This is a genomic window from Paenibacillus cellulosilyticus (assembly GCF_003182255.1).
In the GTDB taxonomy this organism is placed as follows: Bacteria; Bacillota; Bacilli; order Paenibacillales; family Paenibacillaceae; genus Paenibacillus_T; species Paenibacillus_T cellulosilyticus.
The window spans coordinates 226,062-245,468 of record NZ_QGTQ01000002.1 but is presented as its reverse complement, the minus strand read 5'-3'; the positions used below and the strand labels follow the sequence as shown (position 1 = coordinate 245,468).

At 51.0% G+C, this 19,407-nt stretch carries 15 protein-coding genes; 10 read left to right on the top strand and 5 right to left on the bottom strand.

Annotated features, from left to right (window positions below; translation table 11 throughout):
- The first annotated feature begins 217 nt into the window (after positions 1-217).
- The gene (locus DFQ01_RS03765) at positions 218-1,669 is read left to right on the top strand and encodes an RICIN domain-containing protein (RefSeq protein WP_217490345.1); all 1,452 of its coding nucleotides are present in this window, start codon (positions 218-220) and stop codon (positions 1,667-1,669) included.
- Positions 1,670-1,741: 72 nt separating this feature from the next.
- On the opposite strand, the gene DFQ01_RS03760 is transcribed toward DFQ01_RS03765, so the two are convergent.
- Positions 1,742-2,617, bottom strand: a complete 876-nt coding sequence (locus DFQ01_RS03760; RefSeq protein WP_110042544.1) for a LysR family transcriptional regulator — start codon at positions 2,615-2,617, stop codon at positions 1,742-1,744.
- 151 nt (positions 2,618-2,768) lie between these two features.
- Between DFQ01_RS03760 and DFQ01_RS03755 the strand changes: the two genes are divergently transcribed.
- The 6 genes from DFQ01_RS03755 to DFQ01_RS32080 all read left to right on the top strand — a co-directional run bounded on the left by DFQ01_RS03755 (position 2,769) and on the right by DFQ01_RS32080 (position 12,074).
- Positions 2,769-3,995 (top strand): MFS transporter, encoded by a 1,227-nt coding sequence (locus tag DFQ01_RS03755; protein WP_110042543.1) that lies wholly within the window; start codon positions 2,769-2,771, stop codon positions 3,993-3,995.
- 168 nt (positions 3,996-4,163) lie between these two features.
- On the top strand, positions 4,164-7,760 hold the full coding sequence (locus DFQ01_RS03750) for an FIMAH domain-containing protein (RefSeq protein ID WP_245946509.1): 3,597 nt from the start codon (positions 4,164-4,166) through the stop codon (positions 7,758-7,760).
- Positions 7,761-7,894: 134 nt separating this feature from the next.
- On the top strand, positions 7,895-9,517 hold the full coding sequence (locus DFQ01_RS03745; protein ID WP_110042541.1) for a spore germination protein: 1,623 nt from the start codon (positions 7,895-7,897) through the stop codon (positions 9,515-9,517).
- 1 nt (position 9,518) lies between these two features.
- A complete protein-coding gene (locus tag DFQ01_RS03740; protein WP_110042540.1) occupies positions 9,519-10,640 on the top strand; it encodes a GerAB/ArcD/ProY family transporter in 1,122 nt (373 codons plus the stop codon).
- A 55-nt stretch (positions 10,641-10,695) separates the two neighbouring features.
- Positions 10,696-11,841 (top strand): Ger(x)C family spore germination protein, encoded by a 1,146-nt coding sequence (locus DFQ01_RS03735; RefSeq protein WP_245946508.1) that lies wholly within the window; start codon positions 10,696-10,698, stop codon positions 11,839-11,841.
- Positions 11,842-11,909: 68 nt separating this feature from the next.
- On the top strand, positions 11,910-12,074 hold the full coding sequence (locus DFQ01_RS32080; RefSeq protein ID WP_425452352.1) for a CLC_0170 family protein: 165 nt from the start codon (positions 11,910-11,912) through the stop codon (positions 12,072-12,074).
- Between the two features lie 76 nt (positions 12,075-12,150).
- Here the strand turns inward: DFQ01_RS32080 and DFQ01_RS03730 are convergent, their stop codons facing one another.
- Complete coding sequence (locus DFQ01_RS03730; protein ID WP_110042538.1) at positions 12,151-13,143, bottom strand: hypothetical protein; 993 nt, start codon at positions 13,141-13,143, stop codon at positions 12,151-12,153.
- Positions 13,144-13,365: 222 nt separating this feature from the next.
- Between DFQ01_RS03730 and DFQ01_RS03725 the strand changes: the two genes are divergently transcribed.
- Positions 13,366-13,980 carry an SGNH/GDSL hydrolase family protein gene (locus DFQ01_RS03725; RefSeq protein WP_110042537.1) on the top strand — a complete coding sequence of 205 codons (615 nt, stop codon included), beginning with the start codon at positions 13,366-13,368 and terminating at the stop codon, positions 13,978-13,980.
- 74 nt (positions 13,981-14,054) lie between these two features.
- Here the strand turns inward: DFQ01_RS03725 and DFQ01_RS03720 are convergent, their stop codons facing one another.
- Entirely contained in the window at positions 14,055-14,879 is an 825-nt protein-coding gene (locus DFQ01_RS03720; RefSeq protein WP_110042536.1) for an AraC family transcriptional regulator, read from the bottom strand.
- Between the two features lie 139 nt (positions 14,880-15,018).
- Between DFQ01_RS03720 and DFQ01_RS03715 the strand changes: the two genes are divergently transcribed.
- Positions 15,019-17,322, top strand: coding sequence for a glycoside hydrolase family 2 TIM barrel-domain containing protein (locus tag DFQ01_RS03715; protein WP_110042535.1), 2,304 nt, complete (start codon positions 15,019-15,021; stop codon positions 17,320-17,322).
- Between the two features lie 60 nt (positions 17,323-17,382).
- On the opposite strand, the gene DFQ01_RS03710 is transcribed toward DFQ01_RS03715, so the two are convergent.
- The gene (locus tag DFQ01_RS03710; RefSeq protein WP_245946507.1) at positions 17,383-18,009 is read right to left on the bottom strand and encodes a helix-turn-helix transcriptional regulator; all 627 of its coding nucleotides are present in this window, start codon (positions 18,007-18,009) and stop codon (positions 17,383-17,385) included.
- Positions 18,010-18,149: 140 nt separating this feature from the next.
- Between DFQ01_RS03710 and DFQ01_RS03705 the strand changes: the two genes are divergently transcribed.
- Entirely contained in the window at positions 18,150-18,404 is a 255-nt protein-coding gene (locus tag DFQ01_RS03705; protein ID WP_245946506.1) for a hypothetical protein, read from the top strand.
- 110 nt (positions 18,405-18,514) lie between these two features.
- On the opposite strand, the gene DFQ01_RS03700 is transcribed toward DFQ01_RS03705, so the two are convergent.
- Entirely contained in the window at positions 18,515-19,375 is an 861-nt protein-coding gene (locus tag DFQ01_RS03700) for an AraC family transcriptional regulator (protein ID WP_110042534.1), read from the bottom strand.
- Positions 19,376-19,407: the final 32 nt, after the last annotated feature.

The following is a 19,407-nucleotide window of genomic DNA, read 5'->3' as shown; positions in this document are numbered from 1 at the left end:
TGATGTGAAGTGACAGAGAGGAGGCTTGCCTCTCGGAGTTGCAATTTGTTCATTCCTGGAATGACGGGATTCTTCATAAAAGCAGTGATTGTTCACTTATCTAAGCGTTATGGCTTGCGTAAAAGTAGAGCTGAAAGTCAGATGAGAGGAGGGCTGCAGAAGCAAACGTAACAGCGTTCGTGTTAGATGAGTGAATCAATCGTGAGGAGGAAGAAGAATGATGATTAGAGCAAGATTGTACGTATCACTCGTACTAATCATGTGTCTGACGGTTACGCTTGGGCTGATACCGCCGGGAGGGACAGCGCAAGCGGCGGCGTTAAGCCTGCAGAACGCGATTCAATTCAAGGATACGTCGGGAGGGATTGTTCAGGCGCATGGCGGCGGGATGATCAAGGTCGGCAGCTATTATTATTGGGTCGGAGAGAACCGAGACGGGACGAATTACGTATCGTTGTATCGCTCAACCGATCTTGTGAACTGGGAGTTCCGTGCGAATATTTTGTCCAAATCATCTGCAGCTGAGCTCGCGACAGCCAATATCGAGCGGCCTAAAATCATCTATAATGCCGCAACGCAGAAGTACGTGTTGTGGGCGCATAAAGAGAACGGCGTTGATTATGGAGAGGCTCGTGTCGCCGTCGCCTCTTCCTCCAATATCGAAGGCCCATATACGTATCATGGCAGCTTCCAGCCGCTTGGCTATGACTCGCGTGACATGACGGTCTTTAACGATAACGGAACGGCGTATCTAATCTCGGCTACGCGTGTGAACGCTGATATTAACATTTACAAATTGTCATCTGACTTTCTAAGCGTGGATTCGCTTGTTCAGACGTTGTGGGTTGGCTCGTACCGTGAAGCGCCAGCTATGTTCAAGCGTGGCTCAACGTACTTCCTCATCACCTCCGGTGCAACGGGATGGGCTCCGAACCAAGCGAAATACGCGACGGCATCCAGCATTGCGGGAACGTGGAGCGGGCTATCGAATTTGGCGGATAGCACGACTTACGGGTCGCAATCGACTTACGTCATTCCGGTGGAGGGCTCGTCTACGACCTCGTACTTGTATATGGGGGATCGCTGGGCAGGCGCATGGAGCGGTCCAGTCAACACGTCTAGATATGTATGGCTGCCGTTAAGCTTCCCGACGTCAACGACGATGTCGATGACTTGGTATCCGAAGCTGACGATCGATGCGGCGGCAGGTACGGTGACCGGCGTACCATTCTCCATTAATACGAATGTGTATTATGAGCTGGTAAGCCGGAAGAGCGGCAAGCTGTTGAATGTAAGAGGAAGCTCGACAGAGTCAGGGGCGGACGCCGAGCAATGGAGCGACGGGGATCTTACAAGCCAGCAGTGGAAGTTCATTGATGCCGGAAGCGGTTATTACAAAATCCAGAATCGCAACAGCGGCCTCATTCTCGGACTAACAAGCGGTGGTACGGATGATGGTACCATCATCGAGCAATGGAGCGATGGCGGCTGGACCAGTCAGCATTGGCAGCTGGTTGATGCAGGCGGCGGGTTCTATAAGCTGAAGAACAGAGCTTCGGGCAAGCTGATTGACATATCATCGGGTTCGCTTGATGATGGGGCGAATGCAATTGCGTGGACCGACAACGGCGGGTCCAATCAGCAGTGGCAGATCGTTGAGGCGAACTAACGGTTATGTAGCGAATGTTTAATAGAAGCTCAAGAAGCTCACCATTGCGAATGCAAGGGTGAGCTTCTTCGTTCACTTCCAATAATCAATCGTGAACTGCTTGAGCGCAGCGGCTGCGGGAGACAAGTACCTGCCTGCTAGCAGCGCTAGCCCGATTATTCTTCTGCTGTTCGGATCGTTCACACGAACCTGGCTTGTTTTGTGCGGATCAAGTCCGGTTGCGGGGAGCAGGGAGACACCAAGTCCCGCTGCCACGAAGCCGGCAGCGGTGGAGGCTTCTTCGCCTTCGAACGTCACTCGCGGGTGGATGCCGCTCTGTTGGAACAGCCGGTCCACGGTGTCGCGCATCGCATACCCTTTTTTCAATAAAATAAAAGGCTCATTCTCCAGCTCCTTCAACGACAGACTGTCGGCGCCCGCTAACGGATGCGAGGTCGGCAGTACGGCGAAAATTTCTTCACTCCAAAGTGGAATCCATTCGAGGGGCAGCCTTGGGTCGGTCGGTTCCGCAATTACACAGAGATCCAGCTCTCCCGCATAGAGATGGCTGAGCAGCGAGTAACTGTGGTTCTGCTTCAGATCGAAGCGGATACCAGGGGAGCGGTCGCGGAAGGCACCGATGAAATCAGGAATAACGCTGGCGCTTAACGTATGTAGGAAGCCGAAAGCTACTTCGCCATGCTCCGGGTGAACGATATCTTGCAGTTCTTTCTTGGCGGTGTCGAGCTCGGAGAGGATTCGATCTGCTCGATTCAAGAATAGATGCCCGTACCGATTTAGCTTCAACGTTCTGCCCTGCCGATCGAACAGAGGCACGCCCAATTCTTCCTCCAAGCGAGCGATGGAGCGGCTCAGTGCAGGCTGGGAGAGAGATAAGCGTTCCGCTGCTCTTGTGACGTGTTCAAGACGGGCAAGCGTCTGGAAATATTGGATCTGCTGCCATTCCATATAGAGGATACCCCCTGAGGTTATCATTACAAAAATGCATTGAAATGATGAATATTATAAATTTTACATCATTATAAGGGAGGCGTACAGTTAGATTGTCAAGACGTTACATTACATTACGCTGTAAATCTTCACTCGGGAGATGTTCAATATGTCGTATCTTCAGTCGGGCCAGCCCGAATACACGCGCGCCTCGCTGGCATTGTTCGGAGGCGCCTTCGTCACTTTCGCAGAGCTATATGCTACCCAGCCCCTAATGCCGGAGCTGTCTGATCGCTTCCAGGTCAGCCCGGCTTTATCTAGTTTATCGCTGTCCGTTGCGACGATCGGCTTGGCCGCAGCGCTTCCTTTCGTTGCCGGCATCTCCGATCGATGGGGACGCAAACGGGTCATGAGCGTATCGCTCGTGGCGTCCGCGGCATTATCGGTTCTGATCGCCTGCTCGCCGAGCTTCGCATTATTGTTGGTTCTTCGGCTGATCCAAGGGATTCTGATCGCAGGATTTCCTTCCATCGCGATGGCTTACGTCAACGAGGAATTCCTTCCGGAGGAAAATGCCCGTGCGATGGGGTTGTACGTCAGCGGAACAACGGTAGGGGGGATGGCAGGACGGATTGCCATAAGTGCATTGGCGGATGGTTTCTCCTGGCGCATCGCATTACTCGTCGTTGGTCTGCTGAATCTAGCAATCGCCCTCTGGTTCTGGCGCGCCCTGCCGAAGCCCGGCCATTCCGAGCCTAAGCGCATCTCCCGTGCTGAACTTCGAACCAAGCTGCTCCTAGCATTGCATAACCGTTCGCTCATTGAACTTTACGCGCTTGGTTTTCTATTAATGGGTGGTTTCGTTGCGATGTACAACTATGCCGGCTATCTGCTGACGGGTGAGCCTTATCATTTGAGCCAGACGATCGTTGGCCTCGTGTTTGTCGTTTATTTGACGGGTACGTTCAGCTCTGCATGGATGGGTAAGCTTGCGGACCGCATTGGCCGATCTCGAACATTACGAATGGCAATCATCATTGCCTTCGCCGGCTGCCTGATGACCTTCCTGTCCCCGTTGTACGCTAAGATCGCCGGTCTTGCTTGCTTCACGTTTGGCTTCTTCGGCGCACATGCGGTCGTTAGCGGATGGGTTGGGCAGCTAGCGGCCGGCTGCCGCGCACAAGCCTCTTCGTTCTATCTGCTGTTCTACTACGCAGGGTCAAGCGTGGCAGGGTTCATGGGAGGCGTATTCTGGAACCACTTCGGATGGGGCGGCGTTGTTGGGATGGTCGCAACAATCTTAATGCTAGCTTGTCTAGTGGAGCGATTGGTGAGCCTGTCGGTTGCAGGAAAAAGGAAGAACATTGCAGGAATAGCAGCACAAGGGGGGCGTTAGGCTCCCTTTTGTCGTTTTTGTTCACATTCGTCAGAATTGTTCATAGGCTGCCCCTGCAATATGGACAGACATCACACAATCCTTCACTCCCCTTCGCCGTACCCCTCCCTCTATACTGATGCTTGTACGGGATGCCATCATACATACTTGGAAAGAGGGGATGAACTTATGAGAATGAAGTCCAAGCTTTTGATGCTGCCTCTGCTCTCGTCGCTCACCTTCACGCAGGCTTTGACAGGGATAGCGGCAGCGGCCGATTCGTCCGCAAGCGGGTACTCGGATGAACAACTTGCCGCTCATCATTACACCTATTATTACGCCGACGCCGCGGACGCGAGTCCAAGCGAGCCCGACGCGGGCGATGTCATGGGCTTGTACCAGAGCGTAACGGATCAGGCGTATGGTACCGATTCGGTAACCGGCAAGAAGTGGGGATACGGTTCGAGCACGGGGACAAGCACTTCGGGCGATAAGTATTCTTCTGTTCGTTATTATTCGGGCAGCACGCACAACGTTAACACAGCCGTCAATTACAGCTTTGAGCTGCCGGAGGCGGGCGATTATTATGTAACGGTCGGCGTCAAGAACCCGTGGAGTGCACGGAGCTTCAGCATTGTGCTGGAAGGAACGAACGTCTCCGGCGATCTGAGCATGCCGCAAACGACACTCGTCGAATATTCTTATAAAGTGCATGTCACCGACGGTGAACTGAACGTTGCGGTGAAAGCGCCTTCTACTACTCCTTATGATCAATATCATGATCCGATGGTGGGGCTGATTACCGTGCAGACTGCGATTCCATTGTCCTATCTGCAAGCTCAGATCGCGGACTTGCAGACGGAGATCGCGAGGACGAATGCAGACGGCACGAATTACTACACCTCCAGTACGATTGCATCCGCTAATGCTGCGCTGGCTGCAACGCAAGTTTGGGCAGACAGCGTGTCTAACGGAGTCGTTGCGATCGACTCGGACGCTGCCCAGATCGGTACCGGCGGGATCAGAGATCAGTTGAGCAAGCTTGCCGCTGCACGAACGGCGCTTTTCCATATGGAGCCTAACACATCATTCCTGCCGGATCAGATTATGCGGGATACCGATGGCAATGTGATCGATGCGCATGGACCTGGCTTTATGTACGATGAGCAGACGGGCAAATATTACTGGTACGGCGAGTACCATAATGGGGTGTGGCCTGGACAAGGTGTTCGCGTCTATTCGTCTACTGACCTATACAATTGGAAGGACGAAGGCATGGCGCTGACGTTAGTCAAGTCGATGGACGATTTCACGAATGACCCGCTCATCTCCCAGCTTTATGCGGGCAGAACCGATACGTATAACGTATGGGCGGACATTCGAGTAGGGCGGATCGTTGAGCGTCCGAAAGTCATCTACAATGAGAAGACGCACAAGTATGTGATGTGGGCCCACATCGACGGCGATAAGAGTGCGGATAACGATGCGCAGAACTATGGTAAAGCGCAGGCCGGTTATGCGATCAGCGACTCGCCTACGGGTCCGTTCGTCTATCAGCGAAGCTATCGGATGGATATGACTCCGGCAGATCAGACGGATTATTACCCATCGGATAAAGGGATGGCGCGCGATATGAACCTGTTCAAGGACGATGATGGCACCGCCTACCTGATCTACTCCAGCGAAGAGAACCGGACGCTATACATCTCCAAGCTGCTGGACGATTACTCGGACGTAGCTGGCTGGCATAAGGACGGCAATGTCGATGCTAGCGGCAATCCGGTTCGCGACACGTCCTATAAAGCGGTGTACGGTACGGATTATATCCGCGTCTTCCCGGGCGGTGTGCGCGAAGCTCCGGCAGTATTCAAGTATAACGGGAAGTATTATCTGCTAACATCAGGCGCTACGGGATGGACTCCGAACGTCAACATGTACAGTGTGGCGGACAGCATGCTGGGAACATGGTCTACCTTGTCTGATCCGTTCGTCCGAACGTTATCCTCCGATCCCGACCCGAAGAAGGCGTTCAACTCTCAGACGTCGTCGGTTATTCCGGTTGATGCTGCCAACGGCAAGTTCATCTATGTAGGTGACGATTGGAACGGCGGATCGTTCGCGAATGGCGCCGCGAAGTACGTATGGCTGCCGATTGAGTTCGGTCAAGATTCCGAGATGACGATCAAATGGTACAGCAGCTGGACGAAGGACTTGCTGGACAAAATGGTCGGCGTACAGGCGAATATCCAACTGCCTGAGGTCATCACAACGGGCTCTACGCTTGCGCTGCCGACCGAAATTCCGGTTACGCCAATTGGATCATCATCTTCTGTTGTAACACCGGTCACCTGGTCTGTTAATTCACAGCCGGTGACGGCAAGTACGTTTGCAATGCCAGGCACCTACACGCTGGATGCGAAGTTGACGGCATTCAACAACAAAGCACTTCGTTTCACGATCAGTGCGATCCCGGAGAAGACGGTTTATTTCGTCAACAGCGGGGGGCAGGCAACAAGCGATTACAACCTGATGACTTCGTATATGCAGCAGACACTGATCAATAAATCCGTTGCGGAGCAGGCTTATAACGCCAGCGATGCAGCGCCTTGGGGCTATACAGGGACACAGTCGAACCCGGCAGGCACTGCGGATGGTGACATATTCAGCACGCTCCGTTATTTGAATGGCGGCAATGTCTCAGGCTCCGCTGCAGGGACGGATTTGACCTACAAGTTTGCTGTACACAACGGCTCGTACACGGTCTATACAGGCTTCAACGATATTTGGAGCAATTCATCGCGTAAAGCCGATTTGTACATCAACGGTGAGAAAAAGACAGCCATTACGTTTATCTCTAACCAAGTGTACGCAAACACGGTTAACGTTACGGATGGCGTGATCGATGTAACGGTCAGAAATACGGCGGCACAGGACCCGTTGATTAACTGGATTATGATTGTCGATAACGATCTGACGATCGCAGCTGATCCGCTCCAAGGGCTCCAAGTTACCGCAACAACGTCGGATTCAGCATCCTTCGCTTGGGATAAAGCAGTTGGAGCAACCTCCTATACGCTGTACAGATCGGCAAGTGCCGAGGGGCCATATGCTCCGGTTTATACCGGAAATGCTCTGTCCTACACAGATAGTGGCATTAGCCCTGCGGTGAACTATTCCTACAAAGTCAGCAGCACCAGCTTGTCGGGTGAATCGGCGCTGTCGGATGCCGTATCCGTATTGCTCGACCAGACACAGCCAAGCTTCGAGCTGTTGGTGAATGGGCAGCAGCTTGGAGAGGGAGGTACGTTCGAGGACAGCGCGTTGTTAACGTTCCGGGCTGCGGACGATCTGTCCGGCGCAGCTTCAGCACAGATCGTGATCGATGGTACAGTCTATCCGGTTGATCTGACCAAGGGCAATGATGTCATAGTCGACTTGGCCGGCAAGCCAGGCAGCTATGACGCCGCGATTACGGTAGTGGATGCAGCGGGCAACAAGCTTCAGCAGAGCTTCCAACTGAACGTGACCACGAGCCTCGATTCTATGAATCAATTGCTCGCGCGTTACCAATCCAGCTTGAACAATTCGATGAGCCAGCAGTTGCACAATGCGCTGGATCAAGCGCAGCATAAGCTGGACATGAATCGGCCGGATCAAGCGGCGAAGCATATGCAGGATTTCGTGAAGCACCTGAATAATACGTCGGTGCAGGCCGTAGACAGCAAGGTGAAGGCTGTACTCCTCGCAGATGCGCAAGCGCTGATTGCGAAGTGGACCGAGGCGTAACAAGTCATTCTTATAAGCACCAGCATTAGAGCTGGCACGGGTCTTGGACCTGTGCCAGCTTTTTGCGTGAAGAATAAATATCATTAAATGCCACATATTAGTATGTGAGATTACTTATACAGGAGGGGATAACAATGCCGATTAACAGCTGGTTTACAAGCAATAACAATGGAACGAAAAATTCACCACAGCCGGCATCCCCCTCCTTGGAGAAGCTTCAAGATCAAACGATAAGTAACTCCCTGGAGGAGACGCTTCAAGTCATTCAAGGCGTCATGCAGAATGAAGATGATTTATTAGTCAGACGTTTCCATGTATTCGCGCAGCATCCGGCTGTCCTCATCTATTATTCCAGCATGATTAATCAAACGATGGTCAATCAGGATGTATTAAAGCCTTTGATGAAGGAAATGCCGTCTGAGAAAGTTGGGACCGAGCAGCTGCATGACGTCATTCTGAACGACACGCTGTATCACAGTCAGGTGAATACAGATGACCGATATACGGCGGTCATCGAAGAACTATTACGGGGGAACACGATAGTTCTTATTGATGGGCTGACTCGGGCCATTATTATCAATACAAGCAGCATTGAGAATCGATCGGTTGACCAGCCGGCGACCGAGCAAGTCATTCGGGGACCTCGCGAAGGCTTTATTGAAATGTTGGATAAAAATATTGCCTTGATTCGCTACCGGCTGCTAACCCCCGAGCTGCGAATCAAGACGATGGAGATTGGTCGCCGAAGCAAGTCGAGGGTAGCTGTCTGTTATCTAGAGGATATAGCTAACGCTGAACTAGTCAATGAAGTGTTTCGCCGATTGTCCGTCATCGATATCGATGCGGTGCTGGATTCGGGCTACCTGGAGCAGCTCATCGAAGATAATCATCATTCACCTTTCCCTCAAGTCCAGTACACCGAAAGGCCAGACAAGGTTGCGGCGAACTTATTGGAGGGGAGGGTGGCCATTCTCGTTAACGGCTCTCCATTAGCACTGATCGTACCTTCGGTGTTCAATCAGTTCTATCAGACGGTTGAAGATTATACCGAGCGTTATCTTCTCATGAGCGCAATCCGAATTGCACGGCTAATTGCGCTTGTATTCTCGCTCATATTCCCATCCTTGTATGTGGCGATTATTTCGTTCAACCCCGAGCTGATTCCAACCGAATTTGCGGTTGCCGTTGCGGGGGGCAGAGCCGGCGTTCCTTTTCCAGCCGTTGTTGAAGTGCTTATTATTGAGATTTCAATGGAAGTGCTGCGTGAAGCAACGATACGTCTTCCGCAGCAGGTAGGCGGCGCGCTCTCCATTGTCGGTGTGCTTGTCATCGGACAAGCTGCCGTTGCAGCTGGATTCTCAAGCCCAATTACAGTGGTCATTATCGCGCTTACGACAATCGGTTCCTTTGCGACACCTGCCTATAACGCGGCGCTCGCCCTACGGCTGCTGCGGTTTCCGTTGATCATTATATCGGGCATCTTTGGTCTCTACGGTGTGATGATCGGCTGCATCTTGATTGCGAATCATATGTTGGCGCTAAAGTCCTTTGGCATGCCGTATTTGACTCCGCTAGTACCTGGCAACTTTCAAGGGATGAAGGATTTGCTCATTCGTGCACCGCTAACCTGGATGCCGGAACGGCCAGCCTTCCTCCTTCCGAAGGATAAGAAAAGAATGAGCCAAGCGTCCATCGATGAAATCAAGAAAACGAAGCCCGATATAGTTGGTCCAAAGGCGAACAAGGAGGATCCGTGAGATGTCAAATATGCGTCAGATTACGACGATCCAATCAGCGGCGGTTCAAGTCAGTACGATTATCGGAGTCGGTGTACTCGCACTGCCGCTCATTGCTGTCCGGGCTGCAGATTCGGGCGCTCCTCTGGTGACTTTGCTTGGGTTAATGGTAGGCTATGTGGGTTTATTCGCCATTACGATTCTTGGGATGAGGTTCCCGGACCAGTCCATTATTCAATATAGCGAAGTGATTATCGGCAAATGGCTTGCTTGGATCGGAAATTTGTTTGCGATTGTTTTCTTTGCTGTATTGACCTCGCTTGCCGCTCGGGAATTTGGCGAAGTCGTTGTTACGTCAGTTTTGAAGAGCACGCCGGTAGAAGTCACCGTAATCGTGATGCTGCTGCTTGCATCGTTCTCCTGTCGCAATAACATTATCACCTTCACCTACCTCCACCATTTTTATTTTCCACTGATTTTGTTTCCGGGGTTGGGCATCGTGGTGCTGTCGATGAAGAACGCGGATCTCATTAATCTGCAGCCGATCATCGGCAATGATCCAAGTCATATGCTGACAGGTGTTCTGACGATCGGGGCTTTGTTTCAAGGCACGTTTATTATGACATTGGTGATTCCTGCTATGAGGAAACCGCAGAAAGCGCTGCTCGCTGGTTTTGTTGGATTGCTTATTGCTGGCGGTTTGTATGTAGCGATTGTGGTCGCGGCAGTCGGCGTTTTCGGTTCGGAAGAGATAAAAAATTTGCTGTGGCCGACACTCGAATTAGCCAAAGCCACGACGCTGCCCGCGAATGTATTGGAGCGGCTTGATGCTGCATTTCTTGCGGTCTGGGTTACAGCCGTATTTACAACGCTGCTTTCTAGTTATTTTCTCACCATTCGAATGGCTAGCGAAATGTTCCGACTGCAGGATCATAAAGCGATATCGACATTCTTATTGCCATTTGTATTCATACTGGCGATGCTCCCAACCAATATTATTCAGCTCTATGCCGTCATCGAGGATGTTGGTCGTGTTGGATTGTACATCACGATTGCATATCCGGGGTTGTTGTTGATCATCTCGCTAGTCCGCAAGAAACGAGGGAATCAGCCAAGTGACAACGTTATGGAGCCCCTTCACTAAGTTTTCGATGCTAGCTTTGCTTGTCCTTCCTTTATTGACGGGTTGCTGGGACAGATTGGAAATCGAAGATCGTGCGGTCGTTCTAGGGGTATCCATTGATACGGTGAAGTCCGATGGCGTTGAGGATGATGCCGTAACCCATATGAGCGGTGCGATCCCTTCCCCTAAATCAGGATACTACCATGTCGCTGTGCAAATCGCATTACCCGGAAGGATCCCGCTTGGTCCAGGCGAAGGCGGAGGCGGGACGACCGATTCGTCGCAAACCGTCTGGGTCCTGGATACGTTCGGTCATTCGCTCGATGATGCGTTCATGCGATTGCAGCAGCAAACTTCCAGCCGTCTTTTCTTTGGACATCTGCGGGTTATTATCGTATCCGAGGCAGTAGCGAAGAAAGGGATGGATAACATCAATGATTTCTTTCGGCGGAACTCCGAGGTTCGTCGAATGGCATGGATGATGATTGCCAAAGGGAATGCAATGAAGTTGATGAAGGCGGCTCCCAAGTTGGAGCGAATTCCTACCTTATATCTGATGACTACTTTGGATCAAGGCATCAAGATGGGGAAGTTTCCAAGAGACTACATCGGTACGTTCTGGAGCAATTCAACGAAGAAAGGTCAAGAGGGCTATCTCCCTTACGTGGAGCTGCAGAAGGAACAGAATATCGAAATCAAAGGTCTTGCTTACTTTAAAGGGGCCAAAATGGTAGGTAAAACGAAGCCCATTCAAATCGGAACATTCATGGCGGTTAAAGGCATCAATCCGGCAGGCTATCGTGTTTTTATAACACTCGACGGAACTTCGAAGCTGATTATGATCTCCACTACGAGCCGACATGTCAGTTGGAAGTCAAGCATCAAGGAGGGGCATCCTCATTTTGATATCGACATTGTGCTGGAAATAAATATCGAAGAGAAGATGGATCAGGACTTCGACATCAATAGGGAAGAGATTCTTCGTCAGATCGAGCTTAAACTATCTGAGGGCACCACGAAAGCCTGCAAATTGCTTCTCGCACAAACACAGGAAAATAGCAGCGACATTTTCGGATTCGGGGAATACATCCGAGCCAAGAAGTCACGCTATTGGAACGCCCATGTCAAGACGAAAGAGCAATGGCAGGAGCAATATAAGGACATAACGTTTGATATTAAGACAGATGTTAATGTTAGACGCGTAGGGATGAAGGCTAAGTAGCTTCGTCAAGAGGGGAGGGGATCGTTCTGAGCCTATTAGTTGGCTATACTGTTAATTTTATCGGCTACGTGATTCCTCTGCTGCTCTTCTCGGGGCTTATGATTCTTCGCGTAGATCGTGCGGAGCTCAAGCAGCAGAAGATGAGCAAAGAGCAAAAGTTCTCGACTTTCCTCGGCGTGACGAATATCGTGTTAGCCTTTTCTTTTTTTGTACTTAGGATGGTATTGTTCTGAAGCATGAGAGGCACTTATCTCTTGTACGAGAGATAAGTGCCTTTTGGCGTAAAAACCAGCAGTATGGATACCTAGGTTAGATAAAAGGCCGCCGATCCAGCACCTTCAGCAGCACACGGTCCGAATCTACCTGCTCCGGCATCGCAGACTGAACCAACGCGAGCGCACAGGTCGTACCGCACAGCTCATGAAGATCGTCGAAGACTTCGCCCTCCGATTCTGTGGAGAGCGATTCGATGTTCTTCAGAAGATGATGGCAGATGCCATCGATCATGGCGCGCAGCTCCTCCGATCGATAGTCGGTTTGTTCGCCTGCAGCGATTAAGGTATACAGCACATCCAGCTCGACGAACGACAACGCGTCTGCCTTTAACGGAATCTCGCCCGCTGCGTGCAGCTGCAAGCAGGTGTCAATCCAAGCATCCGGGAACCGCATCTTCCGATTGCGGTAATTGAGATTAAATAAGTAATGAAACGAGCTGGCCAAGTGGTGGAACAATGGCGCGCTGCCCGCCATATGCATCGCACCCTTCTGCCACAAACCGGTTATCGGGTCGGTCTCCGCGTAGAGCCAATTGAAATAAGCCTCTTCCCAAGAAGCGTCTACTTCGCCGGCGAGAACCATTGCCGCATAGAGGCCTGCTCCTTTATGCGATTCTGCCCAAGGCTGATTGACCCAGCTTAGGTTGTCTAGAAAATCATATAGAGCAGCCGGATCTTTAAGCTTCTGCAAGTCGGTCAGAGGATACAACGGTTTGCTGTCCAGAAGCTCCAGTGCTGAGATCGCGAAGGCCGTCCCGTGGAGCGGGTGATGTCCGATGCCGTTGAACAGGCCGGTGTGCGGATCTTGGAACTGTTGAAGCGCAGTGACGAAGTCACGATGCTCGTCCGTCCCTGTCATCGGTAATTCATTAAGCGTATATAGCAAAATGACCGCGTTTGCCGTCCCGTACAAATCCGCTGCGTGTACGGAATCGGAGAGCTTACGACGATGGCCGCCAGCTGCACCTGTTCGATGTGCAGCGATCGAACGCCGTATTGTGGCTAGAAAAGGCCTAATGTCAGTCATAAGTGAATGTCCTCATTTCTGAATGGATGTCTTTATTCTAGAGTAATTTGGTGTGACCAGCTATATGACAATGGACTGGAGTATATGTCATAATGACCGTTTTTCTAGTGAGGCGGCATTTTTCCAAATTGGTAAAATACGATTGTCCTTCGGGATTCGCGATGATAAGATAGCGACGATATGAAGTCCAGTTAAAGCGGGATTAACAGGGGGAGGGACAGGATGAGGAGTCTTTACGTAGTAGGTGACAGTATATCCATTCAGTATGGTCCGTACTTGAAAAGAATGATCGAGCATCGATTCCATTATGACCGCAAGCGTGGAGAAGAGGATGCGTTCATCAACCTAGATAACCCTATTGGGGCGAATGGCGGAGACAGCAGTATGGTTCTTGCATACCTGCAGGGTGAACAGCGTAAAGGGGTTCATTATGACTTGTTGTTAATTAACTGCGGATTGCACGATATCAAGACAGATCCGGCAACGGGTGACAAGCAGGTTCCTCTCCAGCAATATCGGGACAACCTCGAACAAATCGTCATTATTTCCCGAGAAATGTCAAACTTTTTGATCTGGGTTCGTACAACGGATGCCGTTGAGGAAGTCCACAATGCCCGTTCTGCGTCCTTCCATCGTTTTCATGAAGATGTGGTTGCCTACAATGAAGCGGCGGATGTCATCATGCGTGCGCATGATGTATCTATAGTTGATCTTTATACGTTTACTCGCATTTTCGGAACGAGCGCGTATTGTGATCATGTGCATTTCACGGAGGAAGTATGCTGCTCGCAGGCCGCTTTTATCGCTGGGTATTTGCAAGGATGCTTGGAAGGTTAGAGTTACGTTTAACTGCAAGCTTATCGCGAAACCGCGGCAAGCTTTTTTTATTGTGTGTATAAACGAGTATCCTTCTACTGATGCATCTGCCTGTACTGGCTTGGACTCAATTGCTCATGCTTCTTGAACACGGTACAGAAGTAGTTCACATCCTCGAATCCCGCGAGCGCCGCGATTTCCTTTACCTGCATGTGAGGATGCTGCAGCAGCAGCTCCTTGCTTCTCTTCATGCGAACGGAATTGATGTATTGGAAAATTCGAATGCCCGTCGATTTCTTGAACACCGTGCACAGATGCTGGGGCGTATAGTCCGTGATTGCAGCCATATTGTCCAGCGTGAGGGGCTCTGCAATGTTCTGCTCAATATATTGAAACAGCGGCTTCAGCCTGCTATTCAAATAGGTCGCGCTGTTGTTCGGCTGCTTGGACGTGTATTGCATCATGCTCGTCAAGAGCGTGTAGATGATGCTGGAGCTCTGAACGCCTCGCAGCGGAATATCAGAATGCTCAATATCGAGTAGGGACTGATTGATAGCTGTGAAAATATCAGGTTTCGATACGTATAACACACCAGATGCTGCGATCCCCGCTGCGTTCTTTAAGAACGATTCCACCTGATGGCCGTCGAAGACGATCCAGTCCACGATCCAAGTCGGGCTTATCGCGTAATATTCATGGGCAACGCCCTTGAACAGCAGCATGACCATCCCTTCTTTGACTCGATGCGTCTTGCCTTCCACCTGAAGCTCGCCTTCGCCTTCCACGCATTGAATCCATTGGTACAAGTAGCCGTTCGGACGAACGACATGCTCTTGGTTCCAAGCTTGTCCTGCTTGTACGAGATAGAAGGGCAGCTCCTTATCCGATTCCGTCATGATCGGTATGTATCTCTTTGTCATCAGATCACCTTAATATATTGATATGATTCTTAATATGATTAGATTGTTAGCGGTTTCGCGGGTACATACAATTAAAATATAACAAAGCTCAAGAAGGTACAAGGGATTCTTATCTAGGAAACGAAAGGATGTTAATCGTATGTGTCGTGTAGAAACTACCATCATGACCGGCTGGGAATTTACGCTCCGAGAGCCGGAGGATCATAACTTCGAACCTGTTAATCTGCCGCATGATTGGGTCATTAACGCTCCGATCAATCGGAAGATGAAGCAAGCTGAGGCGCAAGGTTTCCGGGATCGATGGGGCATTGGCTGGTACCGTAACAATCTGGTCATCCAAGAGAAGAAGGTTGGATACGTTTATCAGCTGCAATTCGATGGCGTCTATGAGAACAGTACGGTGTGGATCAACGGGCATGAGGCCGGCGGGCAGAAATACGGTTATTCCCGGTTTACGCTCGATATTACGAATTACATCCACGAAGGCGATAACCTCATCCTCGTCAAGGTCGACAATACGGCCTTCCCGGCCGACAGATGGTATTCGGGAGCTGGCATTTATCGTACGGTTAAGCTGCTTGAACTTAGAGAGAATCACCTCCATCCGGACAATATTGTGGTCAAATCAACAGTGAGTGGGGATACGGGACTTGTAACGATCGAGACTGGCACAACCTCACTGGTTCAGGCCCGTGTCACGAATGACCGCTTGACGGTCAGCGGCGAGTCGGATAACGGAACGCTCTCTCTCGAAATCCCGCAGGTGAAGCTGTGGAGCCCGGATCAGCCGAATCTATATGAGGTTGAATTGAAGCTGATGGAGAGCGGCGAAGTCGCTGACATCTACAAGCTGCGTATTGGCGTTCGAACGATCGACATGGTTGCGGGCAAGGGCATGTTCGTCAACGGACAATTGATCAAGATCAAGGGCTTCTGCATTCATCAGGATGCAGGCTGCGTCGGCATCGCCGCGACGCCTGAGATCTGGAAGGATCGGCTCATGCTGTTCAAATCGATCGGCTGCAATGCGGTCCGCATCGCTCACCATATCCCGGCATCCGAGCTGCTCGACTTATGCGACGAGCTGGGGCTGCTAGTGTATGAAGAGCCGTTCGATAAGTGGACGGGCGGCGCTTATCGGCGATATTTCGAGACGGAATGGAAGCGGGATCTAGCATGCATGGTTCGGAGAGATCGGAACCATCCGTCGATCTTCATATGTGGCGTCGGCAACGAAGTGGAGAACCAAGGACAGGCTTCGATGCTTGAGATTCTTCGGATGTTGAAGGACCATCTGCTTACGCTTGATGATACGAGACCGATTACGTATGCGATGAACCCGCATTTCAAATATGAGGATAATGTTGATCTTGCGAAGGTAGAAGACATTCAGCAGTTCGTCGATACGGTGAGCGATACGGAAATATACGATCAGGACGAAAGAGTGGAGCGCATTCGGAGAATTGGCGAGATTGTCGACGTGATCAGCTGCAACTATCAGGAACAGTGGTATCCCGCGATTCATAAGGCGATTCCAGACAAGCTGATTCTTGGAACGGAGACCTATCAGTTCTTCAGAGGCGCTCCGGATCAGATGCAAAATTTCAGCGACGATGTGCCATGGATCGATGTCGAGAAGCATGACTACGTGATCGGCGGCATGTTGTGGACGGGGATCGACTATTTGGGCGAATCGATGGGTTATCCGGCCAAGGGATGGGCTGGCTCCTTGATCTATACGAACAACGAGCGGAAGCCGCTGTCCTATCTCTACGAGAGCTACTGGTCGGACAAGCCGATGGTTTATCTCGCGGTGATGGATTATTCCTTGCAGGATGAAGGCGTGAAGGAGCACTGGGATGCGCCAAGATACGCAAGCCATTGGAGCTTCCCGCAGTTCAATAAGACCGTTATTCCGTACATGATCGCAACCAACTGCGAAGAAGTCACATTGGAGTTGAACGGCAAGCGGTTCTTCTTTAAACAGCCATCCGAATATCCGAATCGGATGATTACGGGCTATCTGCCGTATCTGCGAGGGACGATCACGGTGAGAGGCTTCATCGATAAGCAGGAGGTTTGCCAATATACGCTCCGAACGGCGGAAGCAGCAACGAGATTACGATTCGATGCAGAGTCGTTACGTCTCCAGGCGGCTGAAGGCTATCAGAAGCTGTTCACCGTGCGGGCATTCGATAAGGAAGGGACTGCTGCGTTCCGCGAAAGCGCGAAGGTGACGTTCCAGGTTACCGGACCGGCGGAGGTTATCGCTGTCGATAATGGCGATCTCTGCTCCAGCGAGCCTTACGATCAGCATTGGATGCATATGTACCATGGATGCGTAAGCACGGTCCTCCGGTTCAAGGGCGATCCGGGGCGGGTCGTGCTGTCCGCTTACGCGGAGGGGATGCATGCTGGGGAGCTTGTAATTGTTGTTGCGTAAAAGGTTAGGCCAGCCATTGCGTGTGCTGCATTGGCTGGCCTTTTTTCATTTCCGATACATTCACGGAGACAGCCCGGTCAGCTTCTTGAACATTTTCCCGAAGTGGGAGAAGTTATCGAATCCGCAATGCTCCGATATTTGCATGATGCTCCAGTTCGTGTCTCGCAGAAGACGCTCTGCCTCTCGAATGCGGGTAATGCTCACATACTCGCTATATCCGAAGCCGGTAATTTCTTTGAAGACGCGGCTCAGATAGCTTTTGCTTATATAAAAATGATTCGAGATCATGTCGAGCGGCAGCGGTTCACCGAAATGAGCGTTAATATAGCGCACGACTTCCGTTACCTTCGTCTCGATCGGAGAGCGCTCTTCACTTGGCAGAATCTGATGGTTCAGCATGCGGCGCGCCGTGAACAGCAGAAGCTCGATCGCTAGATTTCGTATGCGAAGCGAGTAACCAGTCGGCTGGTCTCTCATCTCGCTTATAACCGAGTTTAGCAGCGTCTCGATCTGCATCCGTTCCTGAAGATTTAGACGAAGCAATGGGCAAGACCGCGTAAAGGGCAGCATTAGCAGATTGGCTTCCTCCGATGTATAACTGTGGAAGAACGAAGCATCGAAGTGAAGGACGATACGCTCATGGTTGGGCTGGTTGCTCGGAGGTTCGGTGGACCGTATTGGATTCAATGATCACAAGATCACCGGGAGACACGTGGTGGACGGCATCCTTGATAAAATAGCATGAGGATTGCAGATGGTTCAGAGGAGCGATCAACATTGACCAGTACTACGGCCATGACGAGCTGGATCTGGACAAGTGCGAAGAGGTGAATGAGGGAACGCCTAAAATTAGCAATATTGTTCTGCGAAATATCGTGTTGGACACCTATGCCGGCAATGCTGTATTCATCGCAGGACTGCCGGAGAGTATGATTGAGAATGTGCGGCTGGAGAATGTGAGCGCCATAGGCAAATATGGACTCAAAGCGTACAACATTAAAAGCCTAGAGATGATCAATGTCTCGGTCACTTCCCGCGAGGATGAAGACTACCAATTCCATCGCGCGGATCTGACGCGTTAAGCTAATCTGCTGCAAGCGGCGAGGCAGATGAATTAGCAGTCCGGGTGAAAGAAAGCAAGAGGGCATCTTGGATTCGTCCAAGATGCCCTCTCTGTATAAGCTGCAACCCTCTATTTCCCTTGCATACGATACGCGCGCGGAGTTAGTCCCGTTATTTTCTTGAACGTTTCATAGAAGTGCCGCATCCCTTGGAAGCCGCACGTTAATGCAATCGTCTCGACATTATCATCGGTTGTCAGGAGCAGCTCCTTGGCGATGATAAGCCGCTTGGCGTTCACGTATTCGGTGACGTTCATACCCGTCAACTGCTTGAACGCTCTAGAGAAGTGACCTGGGCTAATGTTTGCCTTCTCGGATAGCTCGGCGAGTCCGCCGCAGCGCACAGGATCATGGTCGATGTCACGAAGCGCGTTATGAATCCACTGAGGTACAAATCCGGATACGGTCGATGCCGATTCCTTCGTAAAAGGATGTCGGCTCAAATCCAGCAGGAGCCGCTGCAGCTGCAGCTGCAGCGCGTGGCGGTATCCATATTCTTGGGTCTTCAATTCGTCTACCATCGCTTGAATGACCGTTTCGATCGTCTGCCGAAGAGAATCGGAGAGCTCGATCTTATACTGCTTTTTTCTTCGCGCCATATTGAAGCATCGGAGCGGATCATAACCGTCGTCCAGCGAATCGTTCTGGATGAGAGAAGGCGCGAAGAATATAGCGGTTGAGACAATCGGGTCATTCTCGGAAGGGTAAGCGCGATGCACCGTGTTGCCCGGAATAATGAACAGATCGTCTTTTCCTTTCTCATATAAGGAGCCATTGATGAAGAACATCCCGTTGCCCTCGTGGACGTAAACAATTTCGTACATGTCGTGAAGATGGTCCGGCAATTCTTTATCTGAATATCGAACGCCCTTGTAGACGAGCTCGAATGGGAAGTTTGGGTCAAAGTGAAAAGGTTTGCGAAAAGGCTGCACAGCATCTAACTCCTATCGGGAGAGTGTATGCC